This is a genomic window from Streptomyces sp. NPDC059816 (assembly GCF_042732055.1).
Lineage (GTDB): Bacteria > Actinomycetota > Actinomycetes > Streptomycetales > Streptomycetaceae > Streptomyces.
In genome coordinates, this window is sequence record NZ_JBHWIQ010000009.1 from 1 (window position 1) to 13,235 (window position 13,235).

The 13,235-nt window shown below is 75.6% G+C and carries 1 protein-coding gene; it reads left to right on the top strand.

What is annotated here, in order from left to right:
* Positions 1-13,225: type I polyketide synthase (locus tag ACFV88_RS14285; RefSeq protein WP_385490221.1), on the top strand; the 13,225-nt coding region annotated here is incomplete at its 5' end.
* Positions 13,226-13,235 lie beyond the last annotated feature (10 nt).

The window sequence follows — 13,235 nt, forward strand, 5'->3', positions numbered from 1 at the left end:
GCGGTTGATGTTGGAGGTGGCGTGGGAGGCGGTGGAGCGTGCGGGTATCGATCCGCATGCGTTGCGGGGGTCGCGCACCGGCGTCTACGCGGGCACCATGTTCCACGACCAGGGCCCCGAACACCCCGGTGGCCTCGCCGGGATCGACGGTCAGCGCCTCGTCGGAGGGGCTGCCAGCGTCCTGTCCGGCCGGGTCGCGTTCACCCTCGGTCTGGAGGGTCCCGCGGTCACCCTGGACACCGCCTGTTCCTCGTCGTTGGTGGCGTTGCACCTCGCCGCCCAGGCCCTGCGCAAGGGCGAGTGCAGTCTTGCGCTCGCCGGTGGTGTCACGGTGATGTCCAACCCCGTCTCGTTCGTGGGCTTCAGCCGTCAGCGCGGTCTGGCCCCCGACGGCCGCTGCAAGGCGTACGCCTCGGGAGCCGACGGCACCGGCTGGTCGGAGGGCATCGGCCTGCTGGTGGTGGAGAAGCTGTCGGACGCGCTGGCGAACGGGCATCCGGTGCTCGCCGTGCTGCGTGGTTCGGCGGTGAACCAGGACGGTGCGTCGAACGGTCTGACGGCGCCGAACGGTCCGGCGCAGCAGCGGGTGATCCGGGCGGCGTTGGCGGATGCCGGGCTGTCGGCGGCCGAGGTGGACGTGGTGGAGGGGCACGGAACGGGCACCAAGTTGGGTGACCCGATCGAGGCGCAGGCGTTGTTGGCGACGTACGGGCAGGACCGTCCGGAGGGCCGGCCGCTGTGGCTCGGTTCGGTGAAGTCCAACCTCGGTCACACCCAGGGCGCCGCCGGGGCGGCCAGCATCATCAAGCTCGTCGAGGCGATGCGGCACGGCACGGTCCCGAAGACCCTGCACGTGGACGAGCCCTCGCCGTTCGTGGACTGGGACTCCGGAGCGGTCCGGCTGGCGACCGAACCGGTCGACTGGCCGCGCGGCGAACGTCCCCGACGGGCCGGCATCTCGTCGTTCGGGATCAGCGGCACCAACGCCCACGTCATCATCGAGGAACCCGCGGTCGAAGCACCCGTCGCGCAACCCCCGGCGCAGGACGGGCCGCTGCCCCTGCTGCTGTCCGCGCACACCCCGCAGGCCCTGCGCGACCAAGCCCGTCAACTGCTGCCGCTGCTGCGGGACGGGTCGGTCGCCCACCACGACCTCGCCCGGGCACTGGTCACCACCCGCGCCGCCCTGGAGCACCGTGCCGTCGTCACCGGTGTCGGCGAGGAACTGGAGGCCGCCCTCACCGCGTTCGCCGGCGGCACCGAAGGGCCGGAGACCGCCGAAGGCGTCGTCCGCACCGGTCCGGCCGTCTTCGTCTTCCCCGGTCAGGGCTCCCAGTGGATGGGCATGGCTCGCGAACTGCTGGCGGAATCACCGGTGTTCGCGGAGCGGATGGCCGAGTGCGAAACGGCACTGGCACCGTTCGTGGACTGGTCGTTGGTGGACCTGGTGCGCCGGGGCGACGACTGGGAACGCGTCGACGTGGTGCAGCCCGCCCTCTTCTCGGTGATGGTGTCCCTGGCCGCGGTGTGGCGCTCCTGCGGCGTCGAGCCCGCCGCAGTGGTCGGCCACTCCCAGGGGGAGATCGCCGCCGCGGTCGTCGCGGGCGGCCTGTCCCTCCAGGATGGTGCGCAGGTGGTCGCGTTGCGCAGCCGGGCGCTGCGGGCGATCGCCGGCGAGGGCGGCATGGCCTCGGTCGCCCTGCCGGCGGACCGGGTCGAAGAACTCCTCGGCGACCGGTCGGGGCGACTGTCCGTGGCGGCCGTCAACGGACCGGGAGCGACCGTGGTGGCCGGCGACCGGGAAGCCCTGGACGCGTTCGTGGCGGATCTCGTCGCCGACGGCGTCCGCACCCGGCTGGTACCGGTGGACTACGCCTCGCACTCGGTGCACGTGGAGCGCATCCGGACCGAACTCCTGGACCTGCTGGCCCGGATCACCCCTCGCAGCGGTGCGGTGCCGTTCTTCTCCACGGTGGACGGGGCGTTCACCGACACCGCGGGGCTCGACGCCGACTACTGGTACCGCAACCTGCGCGGCACCGTCGCCTTCGCCCCGGCCGTCCGCGCCCTCGCCGAAGCCGGGCACACCGCGTTCATCGAGATCAGCCCGCATCCCGTGCTCACCGCGAGCACCGAGGACACCGTACGGGCGACGGACGTCGAGGCCACCGTCCTCGGCACCCTGCGCCGCGACGACGGCGGTCTGCGCCGGATGCTGCACGCCCTCGGCGAGGCATGGGCCCACGGCCTGCCCGTCGACTGGACCGCCTTGACCGCCGGGCCCGGAACGCGCCATGTCGCCCTGCCGACCTACCCGTTCCAACGCCGCCGCTACTGGCCCGAGCCCTCCGAGGCCCCCGCACCCGCCGCGGTGGGCGGAGGCGCGTCGGACGAGCTGTGGCGCGAACTGGAGGCCCGCCCGCTCCCCGAACTCGCCGAACTGCTCGACGTCGACGCCGAGGTGCTCGGCCGGGTGCTGCCGGCGCTGGCGTCCTGGCGCAGCGACCGCTCCGCGACCTGGCGCCACGAGATCGCGTGGTCGCCGCTGACCCTGGAGCCGAAGGCACCGGCGGCCGGCGCCTGGTTGCTGGTGACGACCGAAGGCACCGGCGACGCGATCGCCGGGCCGCTGACCGCGGTGGGCCTCGACCTGATCCGCGTCCACGTCACCGATCCCGGCCACGACCGGACGGTCCTCACCGACCTGGTGCGCCGGGCGGTCGGGGAGCGTCCCGTCGCCGGAGTGATCTCGTTGCTGGCCGAAGAGCAGCGCGACCACCCCGCGCACCCCGGCCTGCCCGCCGCCCTACCCCTGACGCTCGCCCTCGTCCAGGCCCTCGGCGACGCCGAGATCACCGCGCCGCTGTGGTGCGTCACCCGCGAGGTCGCCACGGTCGGGTACGGCGAGCAGCCCGGCCCGGCCGTCCATGCCGCCGTCGCCGGACTCGGCCGCACCGTCGCGCTGGAGCACCCCGACCGTTGGGGCGGCCTGCTCGACCTGCCCGCCGAGTTGGACGACCGGGCCGCCGCACGGGTCAGAACGGTGCTGGCCACGGTCCGCGACGAGGACCACGTCGCCGTTCGCCCCACCGGCACCTACGGGCGGCGGCTGCGGATCGCGCCGCCGGACCCCCGACGCGAGCAGTGGCCCACCACCGGCACGGTCCTGATCACCGGAGGCACCGGCGGTCTCGGCGCGCACCTCGCCCGTCGCCTCGCCGCCGAGGGCGTGCCCCATCTGCTGCTCGTCAGCCGCCGCGGCCCCGACGCCCCCGGCGCCACCGAACTGTGCGCGGAACTCACCGCCACCGGCGCCGCGGTCACCCTGGCCCGCTGCGACGTCGGCGACCGCGACCAGATCGCCGCCCTGCTCGCCACCGTCCCGGCCGAGCAGCCGCTCACCGCGGTGTTCCACGCGGCGGGCGTGCTCGACGACGGCACCGTCGACGCGCTGACCCCGGACCGCCTCGCCTCCGTGTACCGGGTCAAGCACACCGCCGCGCACGCCCTGCACGAGGCGACGCTCGGCCACGACCTCACCGCGTTCGTCCTCTTCTCCTCGCTCACCGGCACCATCGGCGCCGCCGGCCAGGCCAACTACGCCGCCGCCAACGCCGCGCTCGACGCACTCGCCGGGCGACGCCGCGCCGCGGGGCTGCCGGCGACCTCCCTCGCCTGGGGCGTCTGGGCCGGCGACGGCATGGTCAGCCGCCGCGACGCGGACCGCCTCGGTGACGTCGGGGTGCGCGCCATGGCTCCCGAAGCCGCGCTGCGCGCCCTGGGGCGGGTGTTGGCCGGCGCCCCCGCGGACGCCGTCGTCGCCGATGTGGACTGGCCGCGCTTCGCCGAGGTCAGCGGGGTGCGCAGCACCGCGCTGCTGAGCGTGCTGCCCGGGGTCAACGCCCCCGGTGACCCCGGGCAGGACACCACCTCCCTACGGAGCCGGCTGGCCCCGCTGTCCCCGCCCGAACGGCTCCGGTCGATCACCGCCCTGGTGAGCGACCTGGCCCGTCGGGTCCTGGGGCGCGCCCCGGACAGCGAGGTGCGGGAGACCCGTGCGTTCACCGAGCTGGGATTCGACTCGCTCAACGCGGTTCAGCTGCGCAACCGGATCGGCAAGGCCACCGGTCTGCGGCTGCCCACTACCCTGCTCTTCGACCACGCCACCCCGCAGGCGTTGGCCGCCCACCTGGTGACCCTGCTCGTCGACGCCGACCTCCCGGCGGCGGAACCCGCAACCCCGACGCCCCTGACGGCGTCCGGTGCCGCGGACGACCCGATCGCGATCGTCGGCATCGGCTGCCGCTTCCCCGGCGGCGCGCACGGGCCCGACGCGCTCTGGCAGCTGCTCAGCGAGGGCCGCGACGCGGTGACCGACTGGCCCGAGGACCGCGGCTGGGACACCGCCCGGCTCCACGACCCCGACCGGAAGCGCCCCGGGACGACCTACAGCCGCCGCGGTGGATTCCTCCGCGACGTCGCCGGATTCGACGCCGCCTTCTTCGGCATCTCGCCGCGCGAAGCCCTGGCCATGGACCCGCAACAGCGGCTGCTCCTGGAGACCACCTGGGAGGCGATCGAACACGCCGGCATCGATCCCGCCTCGCTGCGCGGCAGTTCGCTCGGTGTGTTCGTCGGCACCAACGGCCAGGACTACACCGCCCGCCTCGCCGGGGTGACCGAGGAGACCGAAGGGCACTTCCTGACCGGCAACACCGCCAGCGTGCTCTCCGGCCGCGTCTCCTACACCCTCGGCGTCGAGGGCCCCGCGCTGACCGTGGACACCGCCTGCTCGGCCTCCCTGGTGAGCCTGCACCTCGCGGTCCAGTCGCTGCGCCGCGGCGAGTGCGCACAGGCGCTCGCCGGCGGCGTCACCATCATGAGCACCCCCACCCTGTTCGTGGAGTTCAGCCGACAGAACGGCCTCGCACCCGACGGGCGTTGCAAGGCCTTCGGGGCGGGCGCCGACGGCACCGTCTGGGGCGAGGGGGCCGGTGTCCTGCTGCTGGAGCGACTCTCCGAAGCCCGCCGCCTGGGACACCGCGTGCTCGCCCTGGTCGGCGGCACGGCCGTCAACCAGGACGGCGCCAGCAACGGGCTGACCGCCCCGAACGGAACCGCCCAACAGCAGGTGATCCGTGCCGCGCTCGCCGATGCCGCGCTCACCCCCGCCGACATCGACGCCGTGGAGGCCCACGGCACCGGCACCAGCCTCGGCGACCCCATCGAGGCGCAGGCGCTCCAGGCCGTCTACGGCTCGGGGCGGCACCCCGAACACCCCCTGTGGTTCGGCTCGGTCAAGTCGAACATCGGTCACACCCAGGCCGCGGCGGGCGTCGCCGGGGTCATCAAGCTCGTCCTGGCGATGCAGCACGGCATGCTGCCCCGGACGCTGCACGCCGACGAGCCCTCCCCGCACGTGGACTGGTCCGCGGGCGGCACGCGGCTGTCGACCGGGGCACGGGAGTGGCCCCAGACCGGACGCCCGCGCCGGTCGGCGGTGTCCTCGTTCGGCATCAGCGGCACCAACGCCCATGTCGTCCTCCAAGAAGCCCCCGCCGCCCGTACCGGGCCGCCCGCCGACGAGGTGCTGCCGACCCCGCTGCTCCTGTCCGCCGCCACCGGGCCCGCCCTGGCGGCCCAGGCCGACCGGCTCGACGCCCACGTACAGGAGCACCCCGCCACGGCCGCGGTGGACATGGCCCGTACCCTGGCCACCGCCCGCGCCGGACTCCGGCACCGGGCCGCGGTGCTACGGCCCGGCGACGAGCCGATGCGCCGGGCCCTCGCCGCGCTCGCCGCCGCCGGAACCGACGACCACCTGATCACCGGTACGGCCGCCGCCACGGGCGCGACCGCGTTTCTCTTCCCCGGCCAGGGCAGCCAGATCGCCTCGGCGGGCGCCGAACTCCACCGGTGCCACCCCGTCTTCGCCGACGCCCTCGACGAGGTGCTCGCCCACTTCGCCCCGCACGTCGACGTGCCGCTGCGGGACGTCATGTTCGCGACCGGGGACGGCCCGTACGCCGGGCTGCTGCACCGCACCCGCTACACCCAGCCCGCCCTGTTCGCCCTCGGGGTCGCCCTGCACCGGCTCCTCGCCCACCACGGAGTCCGGCCGGACCTGCTCATCGGCCACTCCGTCGGCGAGTTGACCGCCGCGCACCTCGCCGGGGTGCTCTCCCTCGCCGACGCCTGCGCCCTGGTCGCGGCGCGCGGCCGGCTGATGGACGAACTGCCCGACGGCGGCGTCATGGTCGCGGTGGAGGCCGGCGAGGACGAGGTCCGCGCCCTGCTCACCGAGGACACCGTCTCCGTCGCCGCGGTCAACGGGCCCACCGCCGTGGTGCTCAGCGGCGAGGCCGAGGCGGTCGAGGCGGTCGCCGGGCAACTGCGCGGGCGGGGACGCCGCGTGCGGCGCCTGGACGTCAGCCACGCGTTCCACTCCACGCGGATGGCACCGATGCTGGACGCCTTCCGCAGGGTCGCGGCCTCCGTCACCTACGCCGCGCCCCGGCTGCCCGTCGTCAGCAACCTGACCGGTGAACTCGCCACCGGTGACGACCTGCGGACCGCGGACTACTGGGTGCGCCACGTCAGCGGCACCGTGCGGTTCCTCGACGGTGCCCGGAGCCTGCACGCCGCGGGCGCCGCCACCTTCGTCGAGGTGGGGCCGGGCCGGGTGCTGTCGACCCTGCTCGCCGGCGCACTGGCCGACGCCCCCGCGGCCGTGCCGCTGCTCGGCCCGCAGGACGCACCGGAGCCGCAGGCGGTCACCGCCGCGCTGGCCGCACTGTGGGTCCGCGGCGCACCCGTCGCCTGGCACCCCACCGGGCAGCCCACCGACCTGCCCACGTACCCGTTCGAGCACCAGCGGTTCTGGCCCCGCGAACTGAGGGCGGCCCCCGGCACCACGGCCGATCCCGCCGACGCCTGGCGCTACCGCGTCAGCTGGGAGCCCCTCACCGCCGCGCTGCGGCCCCGGCTCGGCGGGCCGTGGCTGCTCGTCGTCCCCGACGCGGGTGCCGACGCCCTCGTGGAGACGGCCCGGGAGGCGCTGACCGCGTACGGCGCCGAGGTCACCGTGGTGAGCAGCGGTTCCGCACGGTCCACGACGCTCGCCGACCGTCTCGACGAACTCGGCGGGGACGCGACCGTGGCGGGCGTGCTGTCGCTGCTCGCCCTGGGCGACGATCCGCTCACCGCCACCCTGCGCCTCGTCCAGGAGACCGGCCGGGCCCGGATCACCGCCCCCCTGTGGTGTCTGACCTCGGGCGTCGCCCAGGACGGCCCGCCCGTCCCGGAACAGGCCCAGGTGTGGGGCTTCGGCCGGGTGGCGGCCCTGGAACTGCCCGAGCGGTGGGGCGGGTTGGTCGACGTCCCGGGCGTACCCGACGACGGCCTCGCCCGGCAGCTCGCCGCCGCGCTGGCCGGCACCTTCGGCACCGAGGACCAGATCGCGCTGCGCCCCGACGGTGCCCACGGCCGTCGCCTGGTGCGCGACGTCCCCGCCCCGGAGCCCTCCCCGAGCCGGTGGACCACCAAGGGCACCGTCCTGATCACCGGCGGCACCGGCGGCATCGGCGTGCACCTGGCCCGGGCCCTGGCCGCGGACGGCGCCGAACACCTCGTCCTCACCAGCCGGCGCGGGCCCGAGGCCCCCGGCGCCGGGGAACTCGTCGCGGAGCTCGGGCGGCTCGGAGCCCGGGTCACCGTCGAAGCGTGCGACGTCGCCGACCGGGCCGCGCTCGGCTCGCTGCTGGACCGGTTGCGCGCGGCCGACGACCTGCCGCGGGCCGTGTTCCACGCCGCCGGCACCGTCACCGCCACCCGCATCGCACACTGCACCCCGCACCAGTGGCACGACGAACTCGCCGCGAAGGCGGTCGGCGCGTCCCACCTCGACGCACTGTTCGCCGACGAACCGCTCGACGCGTTCGTGCTGTTCTCGTCGATCGCCGGCGTCTGGGGCAGCGGCGGGCAGAGCGGCTACGCAGCCGCCAACGCCCACCTCGACGCGCTCGCCGCCCGGCGCCGCGCCCGGGGCCTGTCCGCCACCTCCGTCGCCTGGGGGCCCTGGGCGGGCACCGGCATGGCCGCCGGCGACGCCGGGACCAGCCTGCGGGCCCACGGTCTGGGCGGACTGGAACCCGCCGCCGCCCTCGACGCACTGCGCCGCACCGTCGACCGCGGCGACACCTGCGTGGTGCTCGCCGACGTCACCTGGGAACGCTTCGTACCGCCGTTCACCGCGGCCCGCCCCAGCGCCCTGCTGCGCGGCATACCGGAGGCGACCACCACCGAGGCCCCCGCCGCGAACGACACCACCACCGGGTGGCGGCGCCGCTTCACCGCACTGTCGCGGACCGCGCGGCTCGACCTGCTGCACACCACGGTGGTCGCCGAAGCCGCCCGCGCCCTCGGCCACGACAGCGGCCACCCCATCGACCCCGACCGGCCGCTGCGCGAACTCGGCTTCGACTCGCTGACCACGGTGGACCTGCGCAACCGGCTCGTCGCGGCCACCGGCCTGTCGCTGCCCGCCACCCTGGTCTTCGACCACCCCACCGTCGATGCCCTCGCCCACTACCTGCACACCCTGCTCACCGGCGCGGACGAGACCCCCGACGCACCGGTCGCGCACCTCGGCGGCAGCGCGGAACCCCTGGCCGTCGTCGCCATGGCCTGCCGCTTCCCGGGCGGGGTCCGCTCACCCGACGACCTCTGGCGACTCGTCACCGACGGGACCGACGCGATCGCCCCGATGCCGGCCGACCGCGGCTGGGACCTCGCCGCGCTCTACGACCCCGACCCCGAGCACCCCGGCACCTTCTCCACCACCGGCGGCGGGTTCCTCGACACGGCCGGCGACTTCGACGCGGAGTTCTTCGGCATCTCCCCGCGCGAGGCCCTGGCCATGGACCCCCAGCACCGGTTGCTGCTGGAGGCCGCCTGGGAAGCACTCGAAGGCGCGGGCATCGACCCGACCCGGGTCAAGGGCACCGCGGGCGGCGTGTTCGTCGGCGTCGCCGGACAGGGCTACGGCTCCGGCCCCGCGGGCACCGACGTCGAGGGACACCTCCTCACCGGCAACGTCTCCAGCGTCGCCTCCGGACGGATCGCCTACCACCTGGGGATCGAAGGACCCGCCGTCACCCTGGACACCGCCTGCTCCTCCTCGCTGGTCGCCCTGCACCTCGCCGGACAGGCACTGCGCAGCGGGGAGTGCACCTTCGCCCTGGTCGGCGGCGCCGCCGTGATGGCAGGACCCGACGTCTTCGTCGAGTTCAGCCGGCAGCGGGGACTGTCCCCCGACGGCCGCTGCCGCGCCTTCGGCGACACCGCCGACGGCACCGGCTGGGGCGAGGGCGTCGGCATGCTCGTCGTCGAGCGGCTGTCCGAAGCCCGCCGCCACGGACACCCGGTGCTCGCCGTGGTCCGCGGCTCGGCCGTCAACCAGGACGGCGCGTCGAACGGCCTCACCGCGCCCAACGGCCCCGCGCAGCAACGGGTGATCCGGCAGGCGCTGGCCAACGCGGGCGTCGAGGCCGCCGAAGTGGACCTGGTCGAGGCCCACGGAACGGGCACCGTCCTGGGCGACCCGATCGAGGCCCAGGCCCTGTTGGCGACGTACGGACAGGACCGTCCGCAGGGCCGACCGCTGCGGCTCGGCTCGTTGAAGTCCAACATCGGGCACACCCAGGCCGCGGCCGGTGTCGCCGGCATCATCAAGACGGTCCAGGCCCTGCGGCACGGGGTGCTGCCCCGCACCCTGCACGTGGACGAGCCCAGCAGCCGCGTCGACTGGTCCGCCGGCGAGGTCGTCCTCCTCGCCGAGGCCCTGCCCTGGACCAGCGAGGGCCGACCGCGTCGCGCCGCGGTCTCCGCCTTCGGCATGAGCGGCACCAACGCCCACGTCATCCTCGAAGAGGCAGCGACCGCCGAGACGTCCACGACCACCGGGGCACCGTCCGCGGGCGCCGTGCCGTGGGTGCTGTCGGCGCGCACCGAACCCGCGCTACGGGCCCAGGCCGCCCGGCTGCGCACCCACCTGGCACTGCACCCCGAGCTCACGGCCGCTGTCGTGGCCCGGGACCTGGCCCGCACCCGGACGGCGTTCCCCGTCCGCGCCGCCCTGCTGGGCGCCGCGGACGACGAGCTCCGGGCGGCGCTCACCGCCGTCGCCGACGGGCAACTGGCCGCCGGAGTCGCCCGCGGCAGCGCCTCACCCGGCCGCACCGTCTTCGTCTTCCCCGGCCAGGGCTCGCAATGGCCCAAGATGGCCGCCGACCTGCTGGACACCGCACCGGAGTTCGCCGCGCGCATCGCCGACTGCGAGCGGGCCCTCGCCCCGCACGTGGACTGGTCGCTGACGGACGTGCTGCGCGTCGCGCCGGGCGCCGCCTCGCTGGACCGGGTGGACGTCGTGCAACCGGCCCTGTTCGCCGTGATGGTGGCGCTCGCCGCACAGTGGCGCGCCCTCGGCGTGGAACCCGACGCCGTCATCGGCCACAGCCAGGGCGAGATCGCCGCGGCCTGCGTCGCCGGAGCCCTGTCCCTCGACGACGCGGCGGCGACCGTGGCCCTGCGCAGCCGGGCGCTGCGCACCCTGCACGGCACCGGCTCCATGCTGTCGCTGGCCGCCCCCCGGGACCGCGTCGAGGACCTCCTCGCGCCCTACGGCGAACGGGTGTGCGTGGCCGCGGTCAACGGCCCGGCGGCAGTGACCGTCGCCGGCGACCCCGAGTCGCTGACGGCCCTGGCGGACGCCGCCGAACGCGAAGGCGTGCGTACCCGACGGCTCCCCGTCGACTACGCGTCCCACTCGCCCCACGTGGCCGCCGTGCGCGAAGAACTGCTGGCCGAGCTCGCCGACCTGCGACCCCGGCCCGCGGAGGTGCCCCTCCACTCGACGGTCACCGGCGAGTACGTCGACGGCGAGACGCTCGACGCCGCCTACTGGTACCGCAACCTGCGCGAGACGGTCGAGTTCGCCCGCAGCACCGCACGACTGCTGGACGACGGCTTCACCCGCTTCATCGAGGTGAGCCCGCACCCCGTGCTCACCGCGGGCGTCGACGGGTGCGCCGAGGAACAGGGCCGCCCGGTGACCGCCCTGGGCACCCTGCGCCGCGACGACGGCGGCTGGCCCCGGCTGCTGACGGCCCTCGGCGCCGCCTGGGCCGACGGCGCCGCCGTGTCCTGGGAGCGGGTGCCCACCGTCGCCGCCCCCGGAACGGCCGTACCGCTGCCGACCTACGCCTTCCAACACGAGCGCCACTGGCTGCCCACACCCGGCCGGCGCGATCCGGCGGCGTCGACCGACGGCCCCGGGCTCGCCTACCGCACCCACTGGCAGCCGGCTCCGGAGACCACTGGAGCGCCGCTCGACGGGAACTGGCTGCTCCTCGTCCCCGAAGGCGTGCCCCGGGACCACCCGGCGGTAGCGGCCTGCGAACGGGCGCTGCTGCTCGGCGGTGCGCAGCCGACCGTCCTCGACTGGACGGACCGGACCGGAGCCGAACTCCTCGCCGGGGCGGGGCAGCCGACCGGGATCGTGTCGCTGCTCGCCCTGGCCGGGGACACCACCGGTCCGCAGCCGTCGACGGCCCCCGCCGCACTGGTGTCCACCGTGGCCTTGGTGCGCGCGCTGGACTCCGTCGACAGCACCGCGCCGCTGTGGTGCGTGACCACCTCGGCCGTGGCCGTCGGTGACGAACCCCCGTCCCACCCCGGCCAAGCCGGCCTGTGGGGCCTCGGTCAGGTCCTGCTGCTGGAACAGGAGGCCCGCTTCGGCGGTCTGCTCGACCTGCCCGTCGCACCCGGCGACGACCTCGCCCAGCGGATCGCGTCGCTGCTCGCCGGCGGACACGACGAGGACCAGATCGCCCTCCGGGACGGGGGCCGGTTCGTCCGGCGCCTGGTGCGCGCCGACGAACCGGTGGCCCCGGCGCCGCAGACCTGGACACCCGCGGGCCGACCCGCACTGGTGACGGGCGGGCTCACCCCCCTCACCGCGGGGCTCGCCCGGTGGCTGGCCGGCGGCGGCGCCACCCACGTCCTGCTCACGGAGGCCACCGGCAGCGACGACACCGAGGTCCGGGAACTGCGCCGGGAACTGGCCGACCTGGGGGCGCACCTCACCGTCACCGACCGCGACGCCGCCGACCCCGCCGTGCTCGACGCCCTGAACGGGCAGGCCCCCGGGACCCTGGTGCACCTGGTCGCCGCGGGGGAGCCGGGCGCCGCCCTCGCCGCGCTGACCCCGGACGAACTCGACGCCGCCGTCCGCACCACGGTGGCCCCGGTCCACCACCTGGACTCGCTGGCCGCCCCGGACGCCACCGTGGTGGTCCTCACCCCGCTGCACGCGGTGTGGGGCGCAGCCCGCCGGGGCGCGGCCTCCGCCGCCCTCACCACCCTCGAGGCCCTCGCCGGGCAGCGCCGCGCACGCGGGCTGCCCACCCTCGTGGTCGCCGTCGGCGGACAGGAACCGGGGGCCGCCGCCGCCGACCGGCCGCTGGCCCCGGACACCGTCACCGCGCGGCTCCAACACCTGTTGGACCACGAGGCGACCGGCGAGGTGATCGCGGACGTCGACCTGACCCGCATCATCGCGTCCATCCCCAGCACCCGGGCCCTCGGCCTGATGCGGGAACTCCCGGAGATCGCCCGGGCCCTGCGCGAGACCCCGGCCGACGACGGCGCCCCCGCCGCGGAACTGGCCGCCCGGCTCGCACCGCTTGACCAGCCGGCGCGGCGCCGGGAACTGCTGGACCTGGTCCTCGCTCACGCCGCCGCGGTCCTCGGACACAGCGACCGCAAGGCCGTGCGCCCCGACCGGGCCTTCTCGGACAGCGGCTTCGACTCGATGTTCGCCGTCCAGTTCCGCAACCAACTGCGGACCAGCACCGGCGTCCCGCTCAGCGCCACGGTCGTCTTCGACCACCCCACCCCCGAGGCGCTGGTGGACGTCCTGTACGACGAACTGTTCTCCGGGACTGCCGCGAGCGCCCAGGCGCTGGCCGAGCTCCAGCGGCTGGAAGCCCTCCTCGAAGGGCTCGACCCGGACCTGCCGGGCGGCCGGGAGATCGGCGTGCGCCTGACGAACCTCGTCCACCGCTTCACCGCACCGAGCGATTCCGCCGACGACGGCGACCGGATCGACGGCGCCACCGCGGACGAGCTCTTCGACCTTCTCGACAACAACTACGGCATGGCCTGAGGAGCAACGA